The 24,336-nt window shown below is 65.1% G+C and carries 26 protein-coding genes; 10 read left to right on the forward strand and 16 right to left on the reverse strand.

The features are described from left to right. Nucleotides 1–5: 5 nt before the first annotated feature. Nucleotides 6–812 (reverse strand): LOG family protein, encoded by an 807-nt coding sequence (locus CXR43_RS11550; protein ID WP_103334655.1) that lies wholly within the window; start codon nt 810–812, stop codon nt 6–8. An 80-nt stretch (nt 813–892) separates the two neighbouring features. Between CXR43_RS11550 and dapD the strand changes: the two genes are divergently transcribed. After that, nucleotides 893–1,720, forward strand: a complete 828-nt coding sequence (gene dapD / locus CXR43_RS11555; RefSeq protein WP_103334258.1) for a 2,3,4,5-tetrahydropyridine-2,6-dicarboxylate N-succinyltransferase — start codon at nt 893–895, stop codon at nt 1,718–1,720. 134 nt (nt 1,721–1,854) lie between these two features. After that, nucleotides 1,855–2,190: a DUF8846 family protein gene (locus CXR43_RS11560; RefSeq protein WP_103334259.1), complete on the forward strand. Its 336-nt coding sequence runs from the start codon at nt 1,855–1,857 to the stop codon at nt 2,188–2,190. Here CXR43_RS11560 and CXR43_RS11565 read toward each other — a convergent pair. After that, nucleotides 2,187–3,167 carry a Hint domain-containing protein gene (locus tag CXR43_RS11565; RefSeq protein ID WP_103334260.1) on the reverse strand — a complete coding sequence of 327 codons (981 nt, stop codon included), beginning with the start codon at nt 3,165–3,167 and terminating at the stop codon, nt 2,187–2,189. The two genes, CXR43_RS11560 and CXR43_RS11565, sit on opposite strands and share 4 nt — an antisense overlap. 3 nt (nt 3,168–3,170) lie before the next feature. Further along, nucleotides 3,171–4,751 (reverse strand): Hint domain-containing protein, encoded by a 1,581-nt coding sequence (locus CXR43_RS11570; RefSeq protein WP_354001012.1) that lies wholly within the window; start codon nt 4,749–4,751, stop codon nt 3,171–3,173. A gap of 295 nt (nt 4,752–5,046) precedes the next feature. On the opposite strand from CXR43_RS11570, the gene dapE reads away from it, so the two are divergent. Both dapE and CXR43_RS11580 read left to right on the forward strand, forming a co-directional pair. Next, complete coding sequence (gene dapE / locus CXR43_RS11575) at nt 5,047–6,195, forward strand: succinyl-diaminopimelate desuccinylase (protein ID WP_103334656.1); 1,149 nt, start codon at nt 5,047–5,049, stop codon at nt 6,193–6,195. Continuing rightward, nucleotides 6,192–6,611: a GNAT family N-acetyltransferase gene (locus tag CXR43_RS11580; RefSeq protein ID WP_103334262.1), complete on the forward strand. Its 420-nt coding sequence runs from the start codon at nt 6,192–6,194 to the stop codon at nt 6,609–6,611. Before dapE ends, CXR43_RS11580 begins: the two co-directional genes overlap by 4 nt. Before the next feature lie 59 nt (nt 6,612–6,670). Here the strand turns inward: CXR43_RS11580 and CXR43_RS11585 are convergent, their stop codons facing one another. The 3 genes from CXR43_RS11585 to CXR43_RS11595 all read right to left on the reverse strand — a co-directional run bounded on the left by CXR43_RS11585 (nt 6,671) and on the right by CXR43_RS11595 (nt 9,842). Then, nucleotides 6,671–7,717, reverse strand: a complete 1,047-nt coding sequence (locus tag CXR43_RS11585) for an LLM class flavin-dependent oxidoreductase (protein ID WP_103334263.1) — start codon at nt 7,715–7,717, stop codon at nt 6,671–6,673. Between the two features lie 82 nt (nt 7,718–7,799). After that, complete coding sequence (locus CXR43_RS11590) at nt 7,800–8,552, reverse strand: NYN domain-containing protein (protein ID WP_103334264.1); 753 nt, start codon at nt 8,550–8,552, stop codon at nt 7,800–7,802. 159 nt (nt 8,553–8,711) lie between these two features. Continuing rightward, nucleotides 8,712–9,842, reverse strand: a complete 1,131-nt coding sequence (locus CXR43_RS11595) for an S-(hydroxymethyl)glutathione dehydrogenase/class III alcohol dehydrogenase (RefSeq protein WP_103334265.1) — start codon at nt 9,840–9,842, stop codon at nt 8,712–8,714. Between the two features lie 224 nt (nt 9,843–10,066). Here CXR43_RS11595 and CXR43_RS11600 point away from each other — a divergent pair, with 224 nt between their 5' ends. Next, complete coding sequence (locus CXR43_RS11600; protein ID WP_103334266.1) at nt 10,067–10,336, forward strand: I78 family peptidase inhibitor; 270 nt, start codon at nt 10,067–10,069, stop codon at nt 10,334–10,336. A 61-nt stretch (nt 10,337–10,397) separates the two neighbouring features. Here CXR43_RS11600 and CXR43_RS11605 read toward each other — a convergent pair whose 3' ends face one another. From CXR43_RS11605 to trxA, 4 genes are all read right to left on the reverse strand, one after another. Continuing rightward, a complete protein-coding gene (locus CXR43_RS11605; RefSeq protein ID WP_103334267.1) occupies nt 10,398–10,832 on the reverse strand; it encodes a c-type cytochrome in 435 nt (144 codons plus the stop codon). Between the two features lie 118 nt (nt 10,833–10,950). Continuing rightward, nucleotides 10,951–11,163, reverse strand: a complete 213-nt coding sequence (locus CXR43_RS11610; RefSeq protein WP_103334268.1) for a Trm112 family protein — start codon at nt 11,161–11,163, stop codon at nt 10,951–10,953. After that, on the reverse strand, nt 11,160–11,804 hold the full coding sequence (locus CXR43_RS11615; RefSeq protein WP_103334269.1) for an LON peptidase substrate-binding domain-containing protein: 645 nt from the start codon (nt 11,802–11,804) through the stop codon (nt 11,160–11,162). Before CXR43_RS11615 ends, CXR43_RS11610 begins: the two co-directional genes overlap by 4 nt. Nucleotides 11,805–11,831: 27 nt before the next feature. Then, the gene (gene trxA, locus CXR43_RS11620; protein ID WP_103334270.1) at nt 11,832–12,740 is read right to left on the reverse strand and encodes a thioredoxin; all 909 of its coding nucleotides are present in this window, start codon (nt 12,738–12,740) and stop codon (nt 11,832–11,834) included. A 132-nt stretch (nt 12,741–12,872) separates the two neighbouring features. Here trxA and CXR43_RS11625 point away from each other — a divergent pair, with 132 nt between their 5' ends. Further along, nucleotides 12,873–13,508: an SGNH/GDSL hydrolase family protein gene (locus tag CXR43_RS11625; protein WP_103334657.1), complete on the forward strand. Its 636-nt coding sequence runs from the start codon at nt 12,873–12,875 to the stop codon at nt 13,506–13,508. Here CXR43_RS11625 and CXR43_RS11630 read toward each other — a convergent pair. From CXR43_RS11630 to CXR43_RS11645, 4 genes are all read right to left on the reverse strand, one after another. Next, nucleotides 13,505–14,308, reverse strand: coding sequence for a glycosyltransferase family protein (locus CXR43_RS11630; protein WP_103334271.1), 804 nt, complete (start codon nt 14,306–14,308; stop codon nt 13,505–13,507). The genes CXR43_RS11625 and CXR43_RS11630 overlap by 4 nt on opposite strands. Further along, nucleotides 14,308–15,531: a glycosyltransferase gene (locus CXR43_RS11635; protein ID WP_103334272.1), complete on the reverse strand. Its 1,224-nt coding sequence runs from the start codon at nt 15,529–15,531 to the stop codon at nt 14,308–14,310. Before CXR43_RS11635 ends, CXR43_RS11630 begins: the two co-directional genes overlap by 1 nt. 66 nt (nt 15,532–15,597) lie before the next feature. Then, the gene (locus tag CXR43_RS11640) at nt 15,598–16,935 is read right to left on the reverse strand and encodes a GumC family protein (RefSeq protein ID WP_103334273.1); all 1,338 of its coding nucleotides are present in this window, start codon (nt 16,933–16,935) and stop codon (nt 15,598–15,600) included. Between the two features lie 3 nt (nt 16,936–16,938). Beyond that, entirely contained in the window at nt 16,939–17,826 is an 888-nt protein-coding gene (locus tag CXR43_RS11645) for a CpsD/CapB family tyrosine-protein kinase (protein WP_168219819.1), read from the reverse strand. A gap of 352 nt (nt 17,827–18,178) precedes the next feature. Here CXR43_RS11645 and CXR43_RS11650 point away from each other — a divergent pair, with 352 nt between their 5' ends. Beyond that, the gene (locus CXR43_RS11650) at nt 18,179–19,129 is read left to right on the forward strand and encodes a glycosyltransferase family 2 protein (RefSeq protein ID WP_103334275.1); all 951 of its coding nucleotides are present in this window, start codon (nt 18,179–18,181) and stop codon (nt 19,127–19,129) included. Here CXR43_RS11650 and CXR43_RS11655 read toward each other — a convergent pair. After that, nucleotides 19,010–19,885 (reverse strand): WecB/TagA/CpsF family glycosyltransferase, encoded by an 876-nt coding sequence (locus CXR43_RS11655; RefSeq protein ID WP_354001013.1) that lies wholly within the window; start codon nt 19,883–19,885, stop codon nt 19,010–19,012. The genes CXR43_RS11650 and CXR43_RS11655 overlap by 120 nt on opposite strands. 447 nt (nt 19,886–20,332) lie before the next feature. Here CXR43_RS11655 and CXR43_RS11660 point away from each other — a divergent pair, with 447 nt between their 5' ends. Beyond that, on the forward strand, nt 20,333–20,791 hold the full coding sequence (locus tag CXR43_RS11660) for a BLUF domain-containing protein (RefSeq protein ID WP_103334276.1): 459 nt from the start codon (nt 20,333–20,335) through the stop codon (nt 20,789–20,791). A 28-nt stretch (nt 20,792–20,819) separates the two neighbouring features. Here CXR43_RS11660 and CXR43_RS11665 read toward each other — a convergent pair whose 3' ends face one another. Then, nucleotides 20,820–21,422: a hypothetical protein gene (locus CXR43_RS11665; RefSeq protein WP_103334277.1), complete on the reverse strand. Its 603-nt coding sequence runs from the start codon at nt 21,420–21,422 to the stop codon at nt 20,820–20,822. Between the two features lie 204 nt (nt 21,423–21,626). Here CXR43_RS11665 and CXR43_RS11670 point away from each other — a divergent pair, with 204 nt between their 5' ends. Together CXR43_RS11670 and CXR43_RS11675 are read left to right on the forward strand one after the other, a co-directional pair. Continuing rightward, on the forward strand, nt 21,627–23,036 hold the full coding sequence (locus tag CXR43_RS11670; RefSeq protein ID WP_103334278.1) for an O-antigen ligase family protein: 1,410 nt from the start codon (nt 21,627–21,629) through the stop codon (nt 23,034–23,036). Then, a complete protein-coding gene (locus CXR43_RS11675; protein ID WP_103334279.1) occupies nt 23,033–24,331 on the forward strand; it encodes a glycosyltransferase family 4 protein in 1,299 nt (432 codons plus the stop codon). Before CXR43_RS11670 ends, CXR43_RS11675 begins: the two co-directional genes overlap by 4 nt. Nucleotides 24,332–24,336 lie beyond the last annotated feature (5 nt).

Below are 24,336 nucleotides of genomic sequence, written 5' to 3' on the forward strand. Positions count from 1 at the left end.
CGGGGTCAGCCCCAGCCGTCAATCACCGCCACCGCCTCGTCTGCGGTTTCGACAAAGCGGAACAGCTCCAGATCCTCGGGGCTGATCGTCCCGGCCTCGGCCAGCGCCTCCCAGTTGATGATCTTTTCCCAGAATGCCCGGCCAAACAGCAGAAAGGGAATGGGCTTCATCCGCTTGGTCTGGATCAGGGTCAGCGCCTCGAACATCTCGTCCAGCGTGCCAAAACCGCCCGGAAACACACAAATCGCACGCGCCCGCATCAGGAAATGCATCTTGCGGATGGCGAAGTAGTGAAAGTTGAAACACAGGTCCGGCGTGACATAAGGGTTCGGGGCCTGCTCATGCGGCAGCACGATGTTCAACCCGATCGACTGGCCCCCCGCCTCATGCGCGCCCAGATTGCCCGCCTCCATCACCCCCGGGCCGCCACCGGTCATGATCACATTCTCGCGCCCATAGCTTTGCAGACTGCGGGTCGTCATCAGACAGGCGAATTTCCGCGCCTCGTCGTAATAGGCCGACAGCGCCGCCAGCCCCGGCGTGCGCCCCTGTTCCGGGCGGGGCGGAATCCGGGCGCCCCCGAACAGCACGATGGTCGACTCGATCCCGCGCTCATCCATCACCATCTGCGGTTTGAGCAGTTCCAGCTGCAATCGCACCGGGCGCAATTCCTCGCGCGTCATGAAATCCGTGTCGGCAAAGGCCAGCCGATACGCGGGCGCGCGGGTCTGCGCCGTGTCGGGGCATTGATCTGCCGCTTTCACATCTTCCAGACTGTCGCGGAACGGGTGGGCGCGGGGTTCGTCTTTCATCAGGTGCTCTTGCATTGCGTGAGGGTGTTCCAAGCCTTATAGGCAGGGCGCAACAGGACCAACCGAAAAAGGGTGACAACATGTCAAACGCCGCCTTGGAAGCCGCCATCGAAGCCGCATGGGACACCCGTGACAGCCTGACCCCCGCCACCAAGGGCGAAGCGCGTGACGCGGTCGAGGCCACGCTGGCGGCGCTCGGTGCCGGCACCCTGCGCGTCGCCGAACGGCGCGAAACGGGCGACTGGCATGTGAACCAATGGGCCAAGAAGGCCGTGTTGCTGGGGTTCCGCCTGCAGGACATGGGCCTGCAATCGGGCGGCCCACAGGGCAGCAGCTGGTGGGACAAGGTTGACAGCAAATTCCATGGCTGGGGCGAAGACGACTTCCGCTCTGCCGGGTTCCGCGCCGTGCCAAACTGCATCGTGCGCAAATCGGCCCATATCGCCAAAGGCGTGGTGCTGATGCCATCCTTCGTCAACCTTGGTGCTTTTGTCGATGAAGGCACCATGGTTGATACCTGGGCCACCGTCGGCTCCTGCGCGCAGATCGGCAAGAATGTGCACCTCTCCGGTGGCGTCGGCATCGGCGGCGTGCTGGAACCGATGCAGGCCGGCCCGACCATCATCGAGGATAACTGCTTCATCGGGGCCCGGTCCGAAGTGGTCGAAGGCTGCATCGTGCGCGAAGGCTCGGTGCTTGGCATGGGCGTGTTCATCGGCAAATCGACCAAGATCGTCGACCGCGAGTCGGGCGAAGTGATGTATGGCGAAGTGCCCGCCGGGTCGGTGGTGGTGGCAGGCTCGATGCCGTCAAAGAACGGCATCAACCTCTATTGCGCCGTGATCGTGAAAAAGGTCGATGCGCAGACCCGCAGCAAGACCAGCATCAACGAGCTGTTGCGCGACTGATCCTTGCCTGCCCCACAGCCCTCGGGCTGTGGGCATGTGTTAAAACTTGATTAAAGTTACAAGGTCAAGTGATTGATATTGCTTGATTTTGGAATCTTCCCCCCGTGTTACACCCGCCCCCGAAAGGCCGCGCCATGACCGATGACAAGCCCGCAAAGACCAGCCGCCAGCAGGTCTATACCCTGCTGGTTCAGGTCGGCCGCAAACCCGGCGACGACCTGCCCGCCAAGGCCACCGGCGGGGCGCTGATGTGCTACGCCAGCGGCGTCGATGAGGCCGAGGCGGTCCGCGAAACCGTGGCCATCCTCAAGCAGGCCGAACTGGCCGTGCTCGAGGTCGAAGGCCATGGCTCGCTGGATGAACAAAAAGAGGCCGGGGCCGAGATCCCGCCCGAGGAAGAGGCGCTGATGCTGCGCGCGCTCGAGGAAAACTCGGTCATCGTGGCCCAGATGACAGCGCTGTACGACTAGGCCGCGCCGAACAGGCTCCGCCGCGCCACCGCGCTGACCAACTGCTGCGCCTCATAGGCCTGCAGCACCGGCAGGGGGGCTTCGGCCAGCGCGCTGTGGCTCAGCAGCTTCAGCCCGTCCACCAGCAGCAGTTCGGGCAGGCCAAGATCCAGCGCCACGCAGTCAATCGCCGCCTGCCGCCCGTCCAGCCGCCCGATTGTGCCGTTCGCCAGCGCCCCCGCGCTGAGCAGAACCTCTTCGGCACCGAACAGATACTCCACCTCCGCCCCGTTCAGCACCACCAGCTGATCCGCGGACAACAGCACATCACTGCCCTGACCCAGATAAGGCGCGCGCAGGACAACCGGGGCAAAGCTGCCACGGCCTGGCAGGCGCATGCGCCTGACCCGCAACACCGGCTGCAAGCCGTTGTCCGCGGTCCGCACCAGCTCGCCCGGGCGCAAAGCCCCCGCCGCGACCGGCCCTCGCGCCGTGTCCACCGGGGTGCGCAAGCCCAGCCAGGGGGCCCGCTCCGGCGGCCGCGCGCCTTGGGTCACTCCGAACCACAGCAGGGACCGGTGCCGCAGCGCCGCCCCGTCGCGCCGGCACAGACCCGCCAGCTCGTGCGGCGACAGCGCGATCGGCCCGATACCGGCACTGCTGCATTCCTCACCGCGCCCGATGCGCCCGAAACCCAGCGTCCAGGCCCCCGTAAACCGGTTCCAGCCGTATGTGATCCGGCCAGGGCCTTGCCCAAAGGGCAAAGGCCCCTGCAACACATGCCGCCGCACCATCTGCCCCGCCCGGTGCAGGACCACAATCCCGGCCTGCGGATCGGCAAACACCGAAAAGCTGCGCTGCGCGCCGTCATGCCATTCCAACACGACGGTGCCCTCGCCCAGCGGCAAGGCAATCTCGCAGATGAACAGCCCCCGTTCCAGCGGGCGGGTATCCCCCTCGGGCAAGTCCATATCCGACAGCGCCAGCCAGTCACTCATGCTTCACGCCGCCTTCTGGGCCGCTGCAAACAGCAGTTGCGCCTCGAACGGCCGCAATGTCCGCCGCGCTGCCGGGCTGTAACCGTCTCCGGTCAGCGGGTTCAGCTCGGGAAACAGCGTGCAAATCTCGGTGATGATCTCGGCCTCGAACAGGCGCGTCGATTGCGGGCCGGGCAGGAAACTCTCGGTTGCCAGACCTTCGGACGACACAATCTGATGCCGGTCGAACAGCAGGTGAACATAGTCCACCTGCCCCCCCTCCATCACCCGGACCGATCTTCCGTTGACCAGATCGCGCGCCGTCACCAGCACCTCGGTTTCGCCAAACAGCAGCTCGGCCAGCGGATCATGCACCAGCACCCGATGCTGCGGCGAGACCAGCAACCGGCGGTGGTTGCCAAAGGTGCCGGCCCGGATCTCGATGGGGGCCATCGCTCCTGTCGCCGCCACCTTCCGCCGCCCGGTCCAGCGCAGCGGCTGGGGGCCGTCATCCTTGGTGATCACCAGATCGCCCGGGCGCAGCGACTCTACCCGGCATTCCCCCTTGTCGGTCAGGATCATCGTCCCCGCGACAAAACAGGGGATCGTGGTGATCTTGACAATCCCGGTATCGACATGGCCGCCAACGGTCGAGGCGACGGTATAGGTGAAATTCACCTGTTCACTGTCGCCATTGCCGATCACCGTGATGGTGCCATCGGCATTCAGCTGCACCTGCTGACCCGATGCCAATGTCACAACCTGTCCGGGCGACACATTGGCCCCGTTGATCTGGGTCACGCGCAATGCGCCCGCGCCGCTGTACTCATCATTGGCCAGAATATCGAAGGTCTTCTCGCCGGTGGCAAACATGGTGTCTTCATCGTCGCGCGCCACCAGCGTGGTCTGGATGCTGTCGCCCACAATGATCAGATTTGAATCGTAGCGCGCATCGCCGGTATCGGCGATTCCGATGCGCAGCGAGTTCACCACCCCGGACTGCACCGGGATGGTCAGGGTCATCGTCACCGTGAACCCGTCCATTTCCGTATTGTATTCATCATCCAGGTTGCTGATGAACAAGTTTGGCTGGGTCATCGGGTTGATGTTGTTGATCGACGAGGTGCCGTTCCCGATCGAGATCGGCACATAGGTGCCGTTTGCCCAGACCCCCATCACATCGTTGAAGGCCGAATTCACATATTCGGGGTATTCTTCCGAGCTGAACACGAAGCGCATGGTCATGACATCGCCATCGGGGATGAAATCCACATCGATCCAGGCGGCGTCAAAGGTGCGGGCCCCTGCTACGGCATTGAACTGGCTGTTGTTGTCGATGCCCGAGGTGTCTGTCGACGTATCGCTGTCGCGGTTCGGGTCTCCGCCGGACTGGGTGAAGTCGCGCACATTGCCGGTAGACAGGATCACCCCGGAAGACGACGGCAGCACGCCCGGGGCCACCTGGCCATTGGTAAAGGTGGCCGAGCTGTCGCGCGCGCCGGTGTAGCTTGCGCCCACCACCTTCACACCATCGCCGAACATCGCATCCGCCATTGCCATGGCGTTTGCGTTGACGGTGTAGTTCAGTTCTGCGCCTCTCGCCAAGACTGCCTCCCCCCGTTGGAGACAGAGCATTGAAGGCGGTCAGGCGGGTGCCTGCCGGAGCCTTTGGTGCCAATGGGTACGTTGACCCTGCTCTGCCCTGCCTCTGGGACTGTGTTATTAACGAAGGTTAACAGGCTTTTGCCGCAAGTCATCCACATTTCCGCCACAGTGCGTGGTGGGCCTGTGGTGCCGGGCAATCCGTGTCGCGGCGGCAACAACATCTGGCCGCACTGCGGGCAGTTGCAGCGCTTGCGTCCTGTGGCTATGCCTGCCTTAGCCCTGCCGGAGAGAGATGATGCCCAGTCCCGTTGACCCCGTTGCCCTTACCGCCGATCTGGTCCGCTGCCCTTCGGTCACGCCCACCGAAGGCGGTGCGCTGGTGTTGCTGGAGGCGGTGCTCCGCGACGCCGGGTTCACCTGCACGCGGGTGGACCGGGGCGGCGTGCCCAACCTCTTCGCCCGCTGGGGCACACGCGGCGCGAATCGCAGCTTCGGCTTCAACGGCCATACCGATGTGGTGCCGGTGGGTGACGCCGCCGCCTGGACGCAGGATCCGTTCGGGGCCAGGATTGTGGATGGCTGGATGTATGGCCGCGGCACGACCGATATGAAATCCGGCGTCGCGGCCTTTGTCGCGGCGGCGGTGGATTTCATGCGCGATACCCCGCCCGATGGCGCGGTGATCCTGACCATCACCGGTGATGAGGAAGGCATCGGGGCCGACGGCACCGTGGCCCTGCTCGACTGGATGGCGCAATCCGGCGAGCGGATGACGCATTGTCTGGTCGGCGAACCCACATGCCCGACTGAGATGGGCGAGATGATGAAGATCGGCCGTCGCGGCAGCATGACCGCCTTTGTCACCGCCACCGGGGTGCAGGGCCATTCCGCCTATCCGCACCGGGCAAAAAACCCGATGTCAGCGCTGGTCAGGTTGCTGTCCCGGCTGGAGGAGTCGCCGCTGGATGCGGGCAGCGACCATTTCGATTCCTCGACGCTGGCGATCACCACCATCGACTGCGGCAATCCGGCCAATAACGTCATCCCGGCGCGGGGCCAGGCCACGGTGAACATCCGCTTCAATGATCTGCATTCCGGTGCCAGCCTGACGCAATGGCTGCAGGATCATGCAAAGGCGGTGGCGCAGGACACCGGGGTGCAGCTTGACCTGCGCATCCAGATCTCGGGCGAAAGTTTCCTGACCCCGCCCGGCGATTTCTCGGCCCTGATCGCGCGCGCAGTGCAGGCAGAAACCGGGCGCGTACCGGTGGCCTCTACCTCCGGCGGCACCTCGGACGCGCGCTTTGTCAAAGATCACTGCCCGGTGGTGGAATTCGGACTGGTCGGCAAGACCATGCATCAGGTGGATGAACGGGTCGAGGTGGCGCAGATCCACCAGCTCAAAGCCATCTATACCCGCATCCTGCAGGATTATTTCGCATGATCCACATCGCCCCCACCCGCGACATTGCCACCTGCCGCCAGTTGCGCCGCACTGTGTTCATCGAGGAACAGGGCGTGTCCGAGGCGGATGAGGTCGATGACAAGGATGATGAGGCCATCCACCTGCTCGCCACCGTCAACGGAGTGCCCACAGGCTCGGCCAGGCTGCTGCTGTCAGGCGATACAGGCAAGATCGGCCGCGTTTGCGTGCTGGCGTCCGCACGCGGAACCGGGCTGGGGGCCGCGTTGATGCAGGCGGCCATTGCAGAATTGCGTCGCCAGCCCGGCATCACCCGGGCGAGGCTTGGCGCGCAAACCCATGCGCTCGGCTTTTATGAACGCCTCGGCTTCCTTGCCGTGGGCCCGGTCTATGACGACGCTGGCATCCCCCATCGTGACATGGTGCTGGTTCTGTAAGGGACCAAGCGCACTACTGCTTCCGAAAAACGCCCGCCGCAGGCATCCAACCCCAGCCCTCAGGCAACCGCGCGGTCACTGGCCAGCATGTCGCGCACCATCGGAATGACGGTCTCGCCATAAAGGCGGATACAGTCCATCAGGTCGCCATGCGGCTGCGGCCCGGTCGCATATTTCATGTCAAACCGCTGGATCTTCAGCGTCCGCACCGTCTTGGCGATCTTCCGCGCCACCGTCTCCGGACTGCCGACGTAAAGCGAGCCATGCTCGACCTCTGCCAGATACTTGTCCTTGGTCACGGGGGGCCAGCCGCGCTCGCGGCCGATGCGGCCGAACATCTCGTGGTAATGCGGCCACAGCGCTTCGCGCGCCGCTTCATCCGTCGCCGCCACGAACCCGGGGGAATGCACGCCGATCGGGCGCACCTTCGCGTCCATCGACGCCACGGCGCGGTGATACAGATCGACATAAGGCACAAACCGCGCCGGATCGCCGCCGATGATGGCCAGCATCAGCTGCAGATCCTGCCGCACCACCCGCACCACCGATTCCGGGCTGCCACCAACGCCGACCCATGTGGTCAGCCCCTCTGGCCCCAGCGGCGGATAGACCACCTGATTTTTCAACGGCGCACGGGTCTCGCCCTTCCAGCTCACCTTCTTCTCGCGCACCAGACGCGCGAACAGATCCAGCTTTTCCTCGAACAGCTGATCGTAATCGGCCATGTCATAACCGAACAGGGCATAGCTTTCGCTGAACGACCCACGCCCCAGAATGGCCTCGGCCCGACCGCCGGACACGGCATTCAAGGTCGAAAACCGCTGAAACGCCCGCACCGGATCATCCGAAGACAGCACGGTGACGGCCGTCCCAAGATGGATGCGGCTGGTCCGCCCCGCAATCGCGGCCAGCACGATCTCGGGCGCAGAGATGGCAAAATCGTCGCGGTGATGCTCGCCCAGCCCGATGAAATCGATGCCCACCTCATCGGCCAGCACCGCCTGCTCCACCACATCGCGCAGCACGCGGTCCATCGGCAACATCTGCCCGTCCGCGCCACGGTTCACATCGCCGAACGTGTCCAGCCCCAAGGAAATCTCGCCCATACCGGCCTCCTGTTGTTTGCGACAACATAGGCGAGGCCGCTGGTCGTGCAAAGGCGCACCCCCGCACGGCAGCTGTGCGCGTTCAGGACAGGTCGCGCAGTTCCAACTGGCCGCTGGGGCTTTGCCGCACCTCAAACCGGGGCAGGCGGCGCACCAGATCCGACAGCTTGGCCGCACCATAGGTGCGGGTGTCGAAATCGGGGTTGGCCTGCGTGATGAACTGGCCCAGCGGCCCCAGCGTATACCATTCGCCATCCGGGTCGATGGCGCGCATCGCGGCCACGATCAGCGGTATCGCCCCCGACGGGGCTTCCTTGGTGCCGGGGCGCGGCGGCGGGGCGTCTTCCACCATCTCATTGCGGGACATGCTGCGCGGGGCCGCTTCCTCGGCAGGCGTGTTCAGGTTTTCCACATAGATGAACCGCTTGCAGGCCATGCGGAACGCCTCGGGGGTCTTCTTCTCGCCGATGCCGTAAACATCCAGCCCCTGTTCACGGATGCGCGCGGCCAGCCGGGTGAAATCACTGTCTGATGACACCAGCACAAAGCCATCGAACAGGCCCGAATGCAGGAAATCCATCGCGGCAATCACCAGCCCGATGTCAGACGCATTCTTGCCCTTGGTATTGGAAAACTGCTGATCCGCCACCAGCCCCAAGGCCGCCACCTTCTTGGCCCAGCCACCCAACCGCTGCGCCGACCAGTCGCCATAGATCCGGCGGACCGAGGCCTCACCCAAGGCGGCGATCTCCTCGAAGATCGCCTCGGCATAGCCGGCGGGAACATTGTCGGCGTCGATCAGGACGCAAAGGCGGGGGGTGCGGGTTTCAGGCATAGGTCTCTCCATTGCGCCGCTTGTCGCATTTTGGTTGGCCCAAGGAAAGCCTCTAGCAGCGCGCGCATCCGCAGTCTGTCGCTCTTTCTCTCCCTATTTCCTGTTCAAAAATATCCTCGGGGGGTGCGGGGGGCAGACAGCCCCCCGTCAACACTGGCCCTAGTAGATCACCACAGACCGGATGCTCTCGCCCGAATGCATCAGGTCAAACCCCTTGTTGATGTCCTCGAGCTTCAAGGTATGCGTGATCATCGGGTCGATCTGGATCTTGCCGTCCATGTACCAGTCCACGATCGTCGGCACATCCGTCCGCCCGCGTGCGCCGCCAAAGGCGGTGCCCTTCCAGACCCGCCCCGTCACCAGCTGGAACGGGCGCGTTTCGATCACCGCCCCCGCCGGGGCCACGCCGATGATGATGCTCTGGCCCCAGCCACGGTGGGTGCATTCCAGCGCGTCGCGCATCACCTTCACATTGCCGGTGCAATCAAAGGAATAATCCGCGCCGCCGATCTGGTCGAAGGGCGTCTTGGTCATATCGACGATGTGCTGGACCACCGAGCCTTCGATCTCTTTCGGGTTGACGAAATGGGTCATCCCGAACCGCTCGCCCCAGGCCTTGCGGTCATTGTTGATGTCGACGCCGATGATCATGTCGGCCCCGGCCAGTTTCAGCCCCTGCAACACGTTCAGCCCGATACCGCCCAGCCCAAAGACCACGGCCTTGGCCCCGATTTCCACCTTGGCGGTGTTGATCACAGCACCGATGCCGGTGGTCACGCCGCAGCCGATGTAGCAGATCTTGTCAAAGGGCGCGTCTTCTCGCACCTTTGCCAGGGCGATTTCCGGCACCACCGTGTGGTTGGCAAAGGTGGAACAGCCCATGTAATGATGGATCGGCGTGCCATCCAGCATGGAAAACCGGGTGGTGCCATCGGGCAGCAGGCCCTGTCCCTGGGTAGACCGGATCGCGGTGCACAGGTTGGTCTTCTGGCTCAGGCAGCTGGGGCACTGGCGGCATTCGGGGGTATAAAGCGGGATGACATGATCACCCGGCTTCAGGCTTTTCACCCCCGGCCCACAGGCGATGACCACGCCCGCGCCCTCATGCCCCAGAATGGCGGGGAACAAGCCCTCGGGGTCTGCGCCCGACAGGGTGAATTCGTCGGTATGGCAAATGCCGGTCGCCTTGATCTCCACCAGCACCTCGCCCTCTTTGGGGTCGGCCAGATTGACCTCCATCACGGTCAAGGGTTTGCCGGGGGCAAGGGCAACGGCGGCACGGGTGCGCATGGGTATTCTCCTGTTTCGATTTGGCGACAGGCTGGGGGAAACGGCCTGCCAAGGCAAGACCCTGCGTCGGGAATTTCCACTTCGGTGCAAGGCGGTAAGGCCAAGGCTTGCGCAGGCTTTCGCCGGTCTGCACGCCGGGGGTTGAAGCCAAGCCGCGGCGATGGCCAAGTAAAGGGATAGGTGTAACCCTGCGCCATCATGGCCGCAGATGAACGGAGACCGCTATGAAACAGGCAGCTTTTGCCGGATGCGTCGTGGCCGTGCTGGCCGCATGCCAACCGGTTGTATCCCAAGGCCCGGACCTTTCCACCTGTGGCGCGGATGCGCTGCAAACCTTGGTGGGCCAGCCCGCCTCGGTGCTGCAGACCATGCGATTTGCTCATGAAACCCGCATCATCCGCCCCGACACCGCGGTGACCATGGATTACCGTGCCGACCGTTTGAACATCGATATCGACCGGACCGAACGGATTTCGCGGGTGTATTGCACCTGACGGCGCCTTGCGCAACAGGCCCCCGGTTGCGGGGGCCTGTCCTCGCCACAGACCTTGTGGCCTACATCCGGTAGGTGGAATGGCAATCGCGGCAGGTGCCGCCGATGGCACCCATCCCGGCCTTGACCCCGTCCAGCGACGTGGGGTCCAGCGCGGTTGCCGCGGCGTTCAGCACCTCGGCCTTGGCCACGAAATCATCCCAGTTGGTCCAGATCTCGGGCTTGGCTTCGGCCACCGGGTCGGTCGCCTGGGGTTCGAACTTCGCGGCAATATCGGCCGAAGCGGCGACCAAAGCCTCCTGCGCGGCGGCGGCGGCGGTGGCATCGAACGCCACCTTGTCGGTGGCCATGTCGCCAAGAACCTTGACGTTCATGCCGATGGTCCCCATCAGGTCCATCCTGGCCTTGACGGTCGGGTCCTGTACCCCCTCTTTGGCAACAGCAACACCGGCGACAAGAACAAGTCCGGCAATCAGGCTTTTCGAGATTAGCTTCATCGTGTCTGGCTCCTGGCTGGTGATTTTCAGGCAGTATAGACACAGGCTTGCATCGCGGAAGTGACGTTATTGTGCTGCGCCGGCCGATCACGAGAACGTCATCAAGGCCGGTTTTACCTCACTCCAGCGGGCGCGCCTCGCTGACCAGCATCACCGGAATGCCATTGCGGATCGGAAAGGCCAGCCGGGCGGTTTTCGACACCAGTTCTTGTGCTTGGGCATCATAGGACAGCACCGCTCCGCTGACCGGGCAGACCAGGCTTTCCAGCATGCGCTGGTCCACGGTCTGACCGGTCGAGGATGCCGCGTCGCGTGGGGGGGCATCGGTCATTGCATCACCTCGTCATCCGCGCCGCCGCGCAGGGCAAATTCGATCAGCGTCACCAGCGTTTCGCGCCGGGTTGACAGCGATGGCGCCTCCAGCAGCGCCTGCTTGTCTTCGGGGGTAAAGGGGCACAGCATCGACAGCGAGTTGATCAGCAGTTCGGTCTCGGCCTCTTTCAGACTGTCCCAGTCGGTGGCAAGGTTCAATGTGGTCAGATACCGGCCCAGCACCGCCAGAAAGGCCTTGCGGTCAAAGCCGGGATCACTTTCCTCCTCGCGGCTCAGGTCGCGTCCGAACGGCGACCAGTCCACCAGACAGCGGCGATAGGGGGTAAAGCCCTGCACCTCCTCCTTCACCCGGAACCGCGACATCCCCGACAGGGTGATCATATAGCGCCCGTCTTCCGTTTCGGAAAACCCGGTCAGGCGGCCCGCGCAGCCGATCGACTGCAAGCGCTTTTCCCCACCGGGCGTTTCACGGGTCTGGATCATCCCGATCAGCCGCGTCTTGGTTTTCATGCAATCTTCGATCATCGCCAGATAGCGCGGTTCAAAGATGTGCAACGGCAGCCGCGCCCGGGGCAGCATCAGGGCTCCGGGCAGCGGGAAAACCGGAATCGTCTCGGGCAAGTCAGAGATGTTCATCATGCCAATCCACCTAGGCCGGAAACGGCATCAGGCAAATATCATCGACGACAACCTGCGGCGCCCTTTGGTGGCGATGGGGTCCTTGGCTGTCAGCGCATCAAAGATGGTGAAAAGCTGGGTCCGCGCGGCCCCGTCTTTCCATTCCCGGTCGCGGCGGAACAGTTCCAGCAACTGATCCACCGCCTCTTCGGTCTTGCCTGCCGCCAACAGGGCGGCAGCATAGTCAAAGCGCGCCTGATGATCGGTGGGGTCTGCCTCGACCGCGTTGCGCAAGTCCTGCTCGGGTCCGGCATTGGCGGCCTGTCTGGCCAAGGCGATCTGGGCGCGTGCCGCCTCGACCTCTTTGGCGGTGGCAATGGCCTTGGGGGCATTGTCGGCCATCACCTCGGCCTGTTCCAGATTGCCAAGGGCCAGATGGCTGCGGATCAACCCGCCATAGGCGGCGGCATTTTCCGGCTCTTCCTCCAGAATGGCGGCAAAGGTCTCGGCGGCATCCACCGCAGCGCCTTCGGTCAGCATCTGTTCCGCCGCCTCGATCGCCTCGGCCAGACCGCCATCACCGCCAAGCGCCTTGATCCGGTCGATGAATTTCTTGATCTCGGAACCCGGTATCGCGCCCTGAAACCCATCCACCGGCTGGCCCTGCCAGAAGGCAAAGACGGTGGGGATGGATTGCACCCGCAATTGCCCAGCGATCATCTGGTTTTCATCGACATTGACCTTGACCATGCGGACCTTGCCGCCTTCGGCCTTCACCGCCGCCTCCAGCGCCGGGCCAAGCGTCTTGCACGGGCCGCACCATGGCGCCCAGAAATCGACGATCACCGGCACTTCGCGGCTGGCCTCGATCACGTCGGCCATAAAGGTGGCCTCGGTCGTGTCCTTGATCAGGTCTTGTTTCGGGGCGGGGGTGGGTTTGTCACCAAGGCTGAACATCTGGTCCCTCTTCCGGCTGAACTTTGCCCCTTATATGCGCACAGCGCGGGCAAAGGCCAAGGGGGTGCGAGGGGCATTTACCTCGGCACAGTCTGCCCCTAGCCTGCACTCAACGCGATGTGGGAGGATGCGATGCCGTTTCTGATGACCTTTGGGGACAGCAACACCCATGGCACCCCGCCCATTGTCACGCGTGGCGAATACCACCGGTTCGGGCCGGGCGTGCGCTGGCCACAGGTGTGCCTGCGGGCTCTGGGTGTGGGCTGGGAACTGGCCGAAGAAGGCTTGCCGGGGCGCACGGCGCAATATCCCGATCCGGTGATGGGCGCGCATATGAACGGGCAGGACGGGCTGAAGATCGCGCTGCAAAGCCATGGCCCGGTCGATGTCCTGACCCTCATGCTGGGCACCAATGATGTGAAGGCACGGTTTTCGGCCTCGCCCGAGGCCGTGACGGCCGGTGTGGCGGGGCTGGTCGATATCGCGCTCAGCCTTGAGATGCAGGCCCGGCACGGCGGCTTTCGTATGCTCTTGATCTGCCCGCCGCCAGTGGCCGAGGTGGGGCCGCTGGCAGGGGAATTTCTGGGGGCGTCGGCGCGCAGCGCGGGGCTTGCCGAACGCTATCAGGCCCTGGCGCAGGCCCGTGGGCTGGGGTTTCTGGATGCCGGTCAGATCATCGCCGTCAGCCCGCAGGATGGCATCCACTTTGAAGCCGAGGCCCACGCCGCCCTTGGTCTTGCCGTGGCCGAGGCGATCCGGCGGCTTTAAGCAGCCGGTGGCGTCAGGTCGCCCCATCCGCAGCGTGCCGCAAGCTCTGCAGGCGGCACGCCGGTATCCACCGCGCCGCCCGCCCGCACTGCCCGCGATTTGCGCATGTTCCAGCGTTCGCGCATCAGGTGCAGGCCCGACCCGCTCAGCTTGGTGACAGGGGTCTGGATCGGCAGGAACTGCGGCCATTTCGCCTGCATCCAGCGATAGCTTTGTGTGAAATCCGCCCCCAGCCCGTCATGAAAGCGGTCGTTATGGATGCAGGGCAGGCCAAGCGCATAGGCCCCCTGTCCGGCGGCCCGCGCGCGGCAGACGATGTCCGTGCCATACATGTGCCAGCCCGGCTGCGCATCATCGAACCGCAGGCCGGACGACCGGCGCAGCACGATCAGCATCTCGTCAAAGCTGACCACCGGTTCGGGCTGCAACGGAACGCGTCCGATGATCTCGCCCAGGGATGAGGTCCAGACCGGCCCGAACTGCCGGTAATCTGCCGCAACCCCGTACGCCCCGGCCAAGGCCCAGTCGGGATGGTGCCGGCCAAGGTCGGCCAGCCTTTGTGCCAGCAGCAGATCCCAGCCCCTGGGCAGATAGACGTCATGATGGACGAACAGGATCAGATCGCTGTCCGTCGCATCCATCGCGCGGTTATAGGCGATGCTCGCCGAAGGCGCGCCGCGTTCGACATGCAGGCGCACCCCCGCCGCCATCATCGGCGAGGCCGCCAGATTGGCCGCAAGGATGGCCTCTGAATGGCTGGCACAGACAACGGTCAGCGACAGGGGCTGAGGCAGTGGCATCACACATGGCCTTTGCTGGCAAAAAGCTCGGTCAGTTTTTCCGCCTCGCGGTTTATGTCGTGCCGGTCCAGAACCCGCAGGCGCGCCGCCCGTCCCATGGCGCTCAACCGCTCGGGCGGGGTGCTTGCCATGTCCTGCATCGCCTGCGCCAAGGCCGCCGCGCTGCCCGCGGGCACCAGCCAGCCGCTCTCGGGCGTCACCAGCTCGGGGATGCCGGCAATCGACGTGGCGATCACCGGGCGCCCCGCTGCCATGGCCTCCATGATCACCACCGGCAACCCTTCGGCAAAGGAGGGCACGACAAGCGCCTGCGCGCGCCCCAGTGCCTCACGCACCCGCGCCTCGTCCAGCCAGCCGGTCAGGGTGACGTGGCGGGCCAGAGCGTGGCGGGCAATGGCCGCCTCGATCTGCGGGCGCAAATCGCCATCGCCCACCAAGGTCAACTGCAGACCGGGCAGCGCCTGCACCGCCCGCGCCACCGCCTCGATCAACAGCGCAAAGCCCTTCTGTTCGGACAGCCGCCCGATGGCCACCAGATGTGGCCCGCCCTCGGGCATCGGGGCCGGATCGGGAAAGCGCCAGGGCTCGAGTCCGCAATGCACCACATGCAGCCGGGGCCAGGTTTCCGCAGCACTCCAGCGGCACAGCTGACTGCGGCCAAAACTGGACACTGCCACTGTAAAGGTGGCCCGGTCGGCCTTTACCCCCAGACACAGGGCCCTGGGCGCATCAAATTCTTCGGGGCCGTGCACGGTGAAGGAATACTCCGGTCCCCCCATCAGGGCCGAGAGCATGGCCACCGTGGTGGAATTCGTGCCGAAATGGGCATGAACATGCGTCAGGCGCAGGTCATGGCACCGCCGCGCCAGATGCGCCGCCTCCATCAAATAGATCAGGTGACGCAAGCGCCCCCCGGTGCCTGCTGTGACGCCATCGGCCCGCCCCCCGCAGCGCAGCGCCAGGCCCAAGGCACGCAGCGCGCCCAAAGGATGCTGTGCGATCCAGCCAAGCGCCGACATCATCAGCTTTCCGGCCCCAAGGTCCAGAATATGTTCGGTCCGCGCGTCTTCGGCCAGATCCGCCGGATCAACCAGAGCGGCCCGGTCCGACCGCAAGGCAAAGCGGTGTATCTCCCAGCCCTGACGTTCCAGCGCCAGAATTTCGCGCCGGATAAAGGTCAGCGAACCGCGGGGATAGGTGTTCACCAGATAGCCGATTTTCAACGCAGGCTCCGCGGCACAGGGTTTGCAGCTCCGCTCGGCGGTGTCATCTGACGCCTCCTGCGCGGGTCACTGCAGCACCAAAGCCATCAGCGCCAGCGCCAGCACGGCTCCGCCCAGAACCAGGCGGCGGTGCTTTGCGGTCAGGTCCGGCAGGTGTCCGGCCTCGTTTTCAATCAGCGAGGTGATCATCCTGCGCGCCAGAGGCTTGCGGTTCTTGTGCGGGACCTCGGGGATCGACACCACCGGCCGCAGGTTCAGCTCCCGCTCCATCTGGGCGGCGGTGCGGATGACAGGGTTCAGCAGATCCAGCACAAAGGCCAGCACAAGCGCAAGGCCTGCACTGCCGATCAGGCCGGCAATCGCGATTTTCCTGCCACCGGACCCGATCGCATAATCCGGGGTGATCGCGCGTTCCAGCATGGCAAAGCGTTCGGTCTGCTGGCGCGCGGCAAGGCTGCGGGCGGTTTCCGCCTCGGCCATGCGCTGCGACACCAGCGCATATTGATCCTGCAACTGCCGCATCTGCCGGTCATAGGCCGACAGCACGCGTTCCACCTCGGCCGTGTTGCCAAGCGTCTCCTCCAGCGCTGTCTTGCGCTCCACAAGCGGGGTGCGCTGCGCCATCAGCACCGACAGGCGCTGCGCGATGTCCTCCTGCCGGCGGCGGTCTGTCGCGCGCGGGGTCGGCAAGCTGCCGATCTGCGCCGCCTCGCTTTGCAAGCCCGTTATCTCTTGGTCGAGCCCGCGCAGCGATGTTTCCAGCTGGGCAATCTCCTCTTGGCGGGCTTCTCGCACCCCGGGCAGGGCACTGCGGTTGGCGTTGCGAAAATCCGAAATCTCGGTCTCCAGCGTCGTGATCTCTTGCCAGAGCCGGCTTTCCTGTTCGGTGAAAAAGGCAAAGCTGGCCTCGGCGGTGGCGCGCTTGCCTTCGGCCCCCAGATCCAGCACGCTCTGCGCCAGATCATTGGCGATGCGCGCGGCATCTTCGGCCCGCCCGGCCTGCGCCACGATGATCAAGGCCGACAGCGCCCCCGATGGTCCTGTCACGCTTTGAAACCGGATCGATTGCCGCATCGCATCGACCTTGTCTTCCAGCGACAGGCCGGGGGCATCGGCAAACAGCCCGTGGCGTTCGATCAGGGTGATCATGGTTTCGCGCGTGGTCAGGCGCTGTTCGATATTGGTCAGCAGTTGCAGCACATTCACCGGCGTGGCCGCGGCCCGCCCGCCTTCGCTCACCATCGGCAGTTCCACCTGCAGCACGGCGGTCGATTCAAACACATCGGGGCGCGTCTTGGCATAGAAAACCGCAAGCAGGGTTCCGGTCAGCGTGACCAGCGCCATCAGCCAGAACCGGCGGCGGATCAGGTTGACCAGGTCTTCAACGGTCTGGATCGGCCCCATCCGCTAGTCCCGCCCATAGCGCAGCCGGCCAAGGCCACGGTCCTGCGCGCGGTTCAGGACAATGCCCATCAGGGGGATACGGTTTTCAAACAGCGCTTCACAGGCACGGATATCCTTGGCGGTGCTTTGGTTGCCATCCACCACCACCAGAACCGCATCCAGCTTGCCCCGCATGGCCAGCACATCATCGCTGACCAGCGCAGGGGGCAGATCCAGCACGATGATTTCCGGGTCCAGCAGGTGATCAATCGACTCCAGCGCCTGCAGCGTCTCGGCGCTGTGCAGCACGTCACCCGCATCGGGCACGGTTTCAGAGTTGAAGCCGATGGCCAGAGTTCTGCCTACCCGCACGAACAGCTGGTCCAATGGCTGGCTGCCCTCCAGAAAGGCGCGCAGCGCGCCGCTGGGGCTTGCGCCAAACAGGCTGTGCAGACCGGGTCGCCGCAGATCGAGGTCAAGCAGCACCGTCCGGCTGCCGGGACGCCGGGCCAGCGCCATCGCCAGATTGGCCGCAGTGAACGACTTGCCGCAGCCATGGGTGGGCGAGGTGATGCCAATGCGCTTCCAGCCGCGCTCGATCATCGCCTGCGACACCCGGGTGCGCAGAATGTCAAATGCCGTGCCCGCAAGGCTTTGGTCCGGATTGGTGAACAAACCGTTTCGTGCCAGATGGTCGCCATCTAGGCTGATCGCAGACAGCGATTCCCAGATCCGTGCAGGGCTGAACAGGGCAAGGGGATAGGCTTCGGAAAACACGTCCCGACTGAGGTTCCCGTCCGGTGGCTCCGGCAGCCGTCTGGCCGCCTTGCCCGGGCGGAAAACCGACGCCGGCACCAGCCGGCGGCGCCGCGATGGGACGTCGCCCTCCTCGGCCATCGTGAAAATCCCCATATTCATCGACTTTTGCACTGGTAACGCCAACTTGTTGTGTCGGGCCATGAAATGGCACGCTCCTGAAAAGCGCAGCGCGGGGGCTGCCTGCCGCACATCAGACCTGCACCCAAGCAAGCCGCGATGGTTTGGTTTGTCTGCACCAGTGCAAGGCACGGATGTGTCCTGCAACCGTTTCAAACGCGCCGGACCCCCGTCCAGTTCCCCTGATGACTAGCAGATTGTCTTCCGAAATGAAAGGCTTTGCCCCTGGTCCGGCCCCTTTGGCTTTCCCCGTTTCCCCGCCTTTGGGGCATGGTCTTTGGCCGGGGTGGGCTTTAGGCTTGGCGGGCAGAAAACGGGGGTCGCGGGGATGAGGACGACCATTGACGCGGTGGTGATCGGCCGGAATGAAGGCGCGCGGCTGCTGGCCTGTCTCGCGTCGCTGCAAGGTCAGGTCCGGCGGCTGGTCTATGTCGACAGCGGCTCCACCGATGGGTCGCCGGCCGCGGCAGCGGCGGCGGGGGCGCAGGTGGTCGCGCTGGACATGGGCCAGCCCTTCACCGCCGCCCGGGCCCGCAATGCCGGGCTGGCGGTTCTGACCGATGCGCCGCCCGATTATGTGCAGCTGATCGACGGCGATTGCACGCTGGACCCCGGCTGGATACCCGCCGCGCTGCAGGCGTTTGATCAGCATCCCACCGCCGTGGTGGTCTGTGGCCGACGGCGCGAGCGGTTTCCCCAGGCCTCGGTCTACAATGCCATGGCCGACCGGGAATGGGACACGCCGGTGGGGCAGGCGCTGGCCTGCGGCGGTGATGCGCTGATGCGCTTTGCCGCCGTCATGGCCGTGGGCGGTTACCGCGACGACCTGATCGCCGGCGAAGAGCCGGAGCTGTGCCTGCGCCTGCGCCGCGCTGGCGGCACCATCTGGCGGATTGATGCCGCGATGACCTTGCATGACGCGGCGCTGCTGCGCTTTGGCCAATGGTGGCGGCGGATGGTCCGGTCGGGGCATGCCTTCGCCGAAGGGGCGCATCTGCATGGCGCGGGGGCCGAGCGTCACTGGGTTGCCGAGCACCGGCGGGCGTTGATCTGGGGCGCGGCGGGCCCGCTGGCGGTGATCGCGGCGGGTGCCCTGCATCCGCTGGGCTGGCTGCTGGCACTGGCCTATCCTGCGCAGGTGGCGCGTCTGGCGCGGCACTCAGGCTGGTCCTGGGGGGTGCTGATCGTGATGGGGCGCTTCGCCGAGGCGCAGGGTGCGCTGGGCTTTCATCTGAACCGGCTCCGGGGCCGGCGGCGCGGCCTGATCGAGTACAAGTGATGCGGCCCGTCCGCGCTGGCGCAGCGCGGCCACCACCTGACCGGGCAGAATGGCGATACAGGCCAGATAGCGCGGGATCAGCCGGCGTGGCGCAGACATCACCCGCCACAACCATTCCAGCGCCAGCTTGCGCATCCAGCGCGGGGCGCGGGTCTGCTGGCCCGCCACAAAATCAAGGCCGGCGCCAAAGCCGCAAAACCCTATGGCGGGGGCGATGCTGCGGCCAAAGGCGGCGAAGGCTTCCTGTCGCGGTGCCGAGAGCGAGATGATGCACAGCCGCGCCCCGGTGGCCTGCATCCCGGTCAGGGCGGCCAGCGCTTCCGCTCCGTTGGGGTCAAACCCCATGACCGGGGCACCGGACCACACCACCCGAAGGCCCGGCATCTCGGCGTTCAGGTTCAGGGCGGCCTGCGCCAGGACCGTGGGGGTAGAGCCGTAGAAGGCCACCGGAACGGCATCCTGCGCCGCCATTTGCAACAGCGGGCGCAGCAGGTCAGATCCGGGCACCAGCGTCACCGGGCAGCGGGCAAGATGGGACAGCCAGACGATCGGATTGCCATCGGCCACGATTAGATCCTGCGCCGCATAGACCTGCCGGTAACTGGCCGAGGCCCGCAGTTTCACCAGGTGATCAAGGTTGAGGGTGGCCAGGCTAAAGCCCCTGCCGGCCTGCAGCCGTGTCCGGACCTCGGCCAGAAGGCAGGTCTGGTCGGGCATGTTCACGGTGATGACCTGGTCAGGAAACTGAAACCGCACGCTTCGGGCTTTCGAGGGGTGCCAAGGCCTTCTGTCACGGTCAGGGGCCAGGCGGATACGGGATGCAAACGAGGCTTCCCCCTGTGTTACAAGGGCGTCATCCGTTACATTTCAGTGCGTTGGCTTTTGTGTGTTAAGAATTTGTTAACACTTTGACCACCTGTTTGGCCAGCCAGAATCCGATGTCCAAAAACGGCGCGTCGGATGCCGCAAAAGATTGATCTGGATCAAATCATTTATTGCAGAAATATCTAAAAGCCCCTGCATCAGGCAGACAGGGGAGTCGGTGTCGTGTAGGTACCAGAAAGGCATGGGTATTGTGCCACACAGAGTCTGGGGGTGCCGCGCCGACTGGCCCGCCCCTGCGCCTGGCCGCTTCACCGGCGGCCGCTGGGCCGGTGCGCATGCGCCGGGTCCACAGATACAGAACAAGAATTACGGTCCAGAATGCTACATCACCTTGCCTATGCCAGCGCCGCGCCCGAGCCGGTCTGCCCTGCGCGCCTCGCAGATCTGCTGGACGTGTCGGTGCGCAACAACACCCGTGACGGCATCAGCGGCGTGCTGCTCTACCACGATCAGTCGTTCTTTCAGGTTCTGGAGGGCGAAAGACAGGCCGTCGAACAGTGCTATATGCGCATTCTGGGCGACAGCCGTCACAGCGGCGTGCTCCGGCTGTGGAGCCAGCGGGTCGAGGAACGGGTGTTTTCGCACTGGGCCATGGGATATGCCGGGCCAGATCAGCTGCCGCAGGTCCAAAGTTCGGCGCAGGACCGTCTGATCCGGCTGCTGCGCCTGCGCGAGGCGGGCCCCGCAAACGAACCGGTCGCTCTGGCCCTGACCCGTCAGATGTACAAGCGGTTCAGATTTGGCATGATGCGCTATAGCGGGCCGATCCTGACCTGAGCTGCCCCGGAGCTGACGCGATCAGCCCTCACCCGGCCTCACCCTGGCGCTGGCCAGTGCTGTCGGTCCACCAGCACAGCAGGCGGTCTTCGGCGCGGGTGCGTTCTGCCTCTGCTGGGTCGCCGGGGCTGCGGCTGCGGTGGCAGGGCAGACCGGCAATCGCCACAGTCCCGGTGGCGGCGTGGCCAAGGTGATGCGAGATCACCTTGTCGATCAGGTAAGGATTGATCTCCTCGGGCCGGGCACAGGCCGGGTTGGCGATGATCTGGGCCAGACGCAGGCGCTTGGCCTCTTCTGCCGCCAGAATGCGGGCGACATCGGCGCGAAAGGCGGGTTCGGTGGCAATATAAGCCTCCAGCGCGGGCAGGGTCTTGGCGGGCGGCTTCTTCAGCTTCAGATGCCCGGCATCATGCAGGATTTTCAGGACCCGCGCACCGATCGGCGAGGTCAGCTGCACATGGGCGTCGTGAAACGCCAGTTCCCTGTCCTCCTCTGACAGGCGGATCGTGGCGGGCCGCCCCTCCTGCACCGCGCGACGCAGCGCGGCCAGGGCCGGGGTGCGGTGCACATTGGGAATGAGGTCAATGATTCCCAGCGCCGGTTTCATGCGCGTCCGGATATCCCAAAGCATGGTCTTTGCCCTTTCCACAGCGCAGATGGCTGCAAGGCTTTGCGGTATAGAGCAGGATGCCGCACAAGGCCACCTGCCACGCCGCCCGTGCCGCTTTGCCCTGTCCCTGCCGCATTCAAGGCACGCTCGTGCCGCGAAGCCTTGCAAGACAGGCCATCCGTTCCGTGCTATCGCGGCCGGCGCACAGCAGATACCCAGACACAGATGCCCATTGCAAACACGCTTGCCTATCTGATGCTGGCCCTGTGGCCAGTGGTGTCGTGGACCCTGTTCACGAAACTTGATCCGGCACGCGCGCTGATCTGGACGGTGCTGGGCGCCTATATGCTGCTGCCGCCGGTCGTGGCCCTTGATCTGCCGGTGGTGCCGGGCATCGACAAGGATGCGGTGGCCGGTCTGGCCGCCGTGCTGGCGGTGCTTTTCCTGTTGCGGCACAGGTTTGGCCTGCTGCCGGTGTCCCGGCTGGGGCGCGGGCTGATCCTGCTTTACGTTCTCAGCCCCTTTGCCACCGTGCTGACCAATGACGACCCGATCTGGTTTCAGGCCATGTCCCTGCCGGCACTGCGGATCTATGACAGCGTGGCGGTGGTGGCCAATCAGGCCATCGCGCTGGTGCCGTTCTTTCTGGCGCGCCACTATCTGGCAAGCGAAGAGGCGATGCGGGCCCTGCTGGTGGCCCTCGTGATGGCCGGGCTGCTGTATTCCCTGCCGATGCTCTATGAGGCGCGGATGTCGCCCCAGCTCAACCTGATGATCTACGGGTTTTTTCAGCATGATTTCAGTCAGGCCATCCGCTTTGGTGGCTATCGGCCCTTCGTGTTTATGCCCCATGGGCTGTGGGTCGCCTTCTTTGCGATGATGTGCTGCGTCGCCGCGGTGACGCTGCTGCGGGTGGGGCCTGCGGCCTGTCGGCCGAAATACCTGCTTGCCGCGATCTATCTCTTGGTCGTGCTTGTCCTGTGCCGCAGTGCCGGGCCGGTCCTCTATGCGCTGCTGCTCGCCCCCATGGTGCTGATCCTGCCCCGGCGGGTGCAGATCCTGTGCGCAGGGATGATGGCGGCTGTGGTGATCAGCTATCCGCTGCTGCGCGGGTTGCACCTGGTGCCGGTGCAGGACATCCTGTCCATCGCCAGCGCGATGAATGCCGAGCGCGGGGCCTCCCTGGCCTTCCGCATCGCCAATGAAGAGCTGCTGCTGGAACGCGCCGCCGAACGTCCGTGGTTTGGCTGGGGCCTCTACGGGCGCGGCCTGCTGCATGACCCGGTGACCGGACAGATCAATGTCATCGCCGATGGCGGCTGGATCATCACGCTGGGCACCTTTGGCTGGGCCGGCTATGTGGCCGAATTCGGCCTGCTTGCCCTGCCCATCGCGCTCATGTCGCGCGAGGCCCTGCGCCAGCCCGCCGCCATGCTGTCGCCCTTTGCCGCGGCGGTGGTGCTGATCCTTGCCGTCAATCTGGTGGATCTTCTGCCCAATGACACGCTGATCCCCTTCACCTGGCTGATGGCGGGCGCGGTGCTGGGCCATGCCGAAGCCTTGCGCAGCGCGTGGAAAGCCGCGCGCCGTCAGGCAAAGGACCATGCCCTGCCGCCCGGGCGCACCGTGATATGACCGCCCCGCCGCGCGCCACCCCTCGTGTCCTGCTGCTGGCCGAAGCCGCCAACCCCGAATGGGTGTCCGTGCCGCTGGTCGGCTGGTCGCTTGCTCGTGCGCTGGCCCGGGTGGCCGATGTGCATCTTGTCACCCAGGTGCGCAACCGCGATGCCATCCTGCGCGCCGGTCTGCGCGAAGGGGTGGAGTTCACCGCGATTGACTCCGAGGCCCTTGCGCGCCCGCTGTGGAAACTGGGCACAGCCCTGACCGGCGGGCGCGGCGGCTGGACGATCCAGCAGGCGGTGGCGACTCTCAGCTATCCCTATTTCGAACGTCTGGTCTGGCAGCGCTTTGGCGCCGCCATCCGCGCCGGACAGTATGATGTGGTGCACCGGATCACGCCGCTCTCGCCCGTGCAGCAAAGCCTGATCGCCGCGAAATGCCGCCGTGCGGGCGTGCCCTTCGTGCTGGGGCCGATCAACGGCGGGGTGCCCTGGCCTGCGGGGTTTCAGGCCGAAATGGCGCGCGAACGCGAATGGCTGTCACAGGTGCGGGGCCTCTACCGCGCCTTGCCGGGCCGGCGGGCCACCCTGCGCGCCGATGCCATCCTTGCCGGATCGCGCCAGACCGCGCGCGAGATTCCTGCGGCGCATCAGGGTCGGGTGATCTATCTGCCCGAAAACGCGGTGGACCCGGCGCGGTTCAATGCCGCGGCCCGCCACCACGCGCCCGGCCCGATGCGCGCCTGTTTCATCGGCCGTCTGGTGCCGCTGAAAGGGGTCGATATGCTGATCGCGGCGGCAGCCCCCCTGCTGCGCAGCGGCAGGCTGGTCCTCGACATCATCGGCGACGGCGACCAGATGCCCCCGTTGCGGGCGCAGGCCGCCGCCTTCGGGGACAGCGTGATCTTTCACGGCTGGCAGGACCATGCACAGGTGCAGCACATCGCGGCGCGCTGCCAGCTCTTGGCCTTTCCGTCGATCCGTGAATTCGGCGGCGGCGTGGTGCTGGAGGCGATGGCGCTGGGCCTTGCCCCCATCGTGGTCGATTACGCAGGCCCCGCCGAGTTGGTGACAGATACGACCGGCTGGAAGGTCCCGATCACCGGGCGGGCCGGGGTTATTGCCGGGCTGGCCGCGCAGCTGGCCTATTGCGTTGATCATCCCGATGAGGTGGCGCAACAGGGCGAGGCTGCGCGCGCGCGGGTGCAGGCGCTGTTCACATGGGACCGCAAGGCCGCGCAGATCCTTTCGGTCTACCGCTGGGTGCAAGACCCGTCCTTGCCAAAGCCCGCACCCTTCGGGCCGGGCTGATATGA

This window comes from Pseudotabrizicola formosa, from assembly GCF_002900965.1.
Taxonomy (GTDB): domain Bacteria; phylum Pseudomonadota; class Alphaproteobacteria; order Rhodobacterales; family Rhodobacteraceae; genus Pseudotabrizicola; species Pseudotabrizicola formosa.

Coding starts and splice junctions, on each gene's coding strand:
- CXR43_RS11550 (WP_103334655.1), bottom strand. CDS start 812: ATGAAAGACGAACCCCGCGCCCACCCGTTCCGCGACAGTCTGGAAGAT.
- dapD (WP_103334258.1), top strand. CDS start 893: ATGTCAAACGCCGCCTTGGAAGCCGCCATCGAAGCCGCATGGGACACC.
- CXR43_RS11560 (WP_103334259.1), top strand. CDS start 1,855: ATGACCGATGACAAGCCCGCAAAGACCAGCCGCCAGCAGGTCTATACC.
- CXR43_RS11565 (WP_103334260.1), bottom strand. CDS start 3,167: ATGAGTGACTGGCTGGCGCTGTCGGATATGGACTTGCCCGAGGGGGAT.
- dapE (WP_103334656.1), top strand. CDS start 5,047: ATGCCCAGTCCCGTTGACCCCGTTGCCCTTACCGCCGATCTGGTCCGC.
- CXR43_RS11580 (WP_103334262.1), top strand. CDS start 6,192: ATGATCCACATCGCCCCCACCCGCGACATTGCCACCTGCCGCCAGTTG.
- CXR43_RS11585 (WP_103334263.1), bottom strand. CDS start 7,717: ATGGGCGAGATTTCCTTGGGGCTGGACACGTTCGGCGATGTGAACCGT.
- CXR43_RS11590 (WP_103334264.1), bottom strand. CDS start 8,552: ATGCCTGAAACCCGCACCCCCCGCCTTTGCGTCCTGATCGACGCCGAC.
- CXR43_RS11595 (WP_103334265.1), bottom strand. CDS start 9,842: ATGCGCACCCGTGCCGCCGTTGCCCTTGCCCCCGGCAAACCCTTGACC.
- CXR43_RS11600 (WP_103334266.1), top strand. CDS start 10,067: ATGAAACAGGCAGCTTTTGCCGGATGCGTCGTGGCCGTGCTGGCCGCA.
- CXR43_RS11605 (WP_103334267.1), bottom strand. CDS start 10,832: ATGAAGCTAATCTCGAAAAGCCTGATTGCCGGACTTGTTCTTGTCGCC.
- CXR43_RS11610 (WP_103334268.1), bottom strand. CDS start 11,163: ATGACCGATGCCCCCCCACGCGACGCGGCATCCTCGACCGGTCAGACC.
- CXR43_RS11615 (WP_103334269.1), bottom strand. CDS start 11,804: ATGATGAACATCTCTGACTTGCCCGAGACGATTCCGGTTTTCCCGCTG.
- trxA (WP_103334270.1), bottom strand. CDS start 12,740: ATGTTCAGCCTTGGTGACAAACCCACCCCCGCCCCGAAACAAGACCTG.
- CXR43_RS11625 (WP_103334657.1), top strand. CDS start 12,873: ATGCCGTTTCTGATGACCTTTGGGGACAGCAACACCCATGGCACCCCG.
- CXR43_RS11630 (WP_103334271.1), bottom strand. CDS start 14,308: ATGCCACTGCCTCAGCCCCTGTCGCTGACCGTTGTCTGTGCCAGCCAT.
- CXR43_RS11640 (WP_103334273.1), bottom strand. CDS start 16,935: ATGGGGCCGATCCAGACCGTTGAAGACCTGGTCAACCTGATCCGCCGC.
- CXR43_RS11645 (WP_168219819.1), bottom strand. CDS start 17,826: ATGGGGATTTTCACGATGGCCGAGGAGGGCGACGTCCCATCGCGGCGC.
- CXR43_RS11650 (WP_103334275.1), top strand. CDS start 18,179: ATGAGGACGACCATTGACGCGGTGGTGATCGGCCGGAATGAAGGCGCG.
- CXR43_RS11660 (WP_103334276.1), top strand. CDS start 20,333: ATGCTACATCACCTTGCCTATGCCAGCGCCGCGCCCGAGCCGGTCTGC.
- CXR43_RS11665 (WP_103334277.1), bottom strand. CDS start 21,422: ATGCTTTGGGATATCCGGACGCGCATGAAACCGGCGCTGGGAATCATT.
- CXR43_RS11670 (WP_103334278.1), top strand. CDS start 21,627: ATGCCCATTGCAAACACGCTTGCCTATCTGATGCTGGCCCTGTGGCCA.
- CXR43_RS11675 (WP_103334279.1), top strand. CDS start 23,033: ATGACCGCCCCGCCGCGCGCCACCCCTCGTGTCCTGCTGCTGGCCGAA.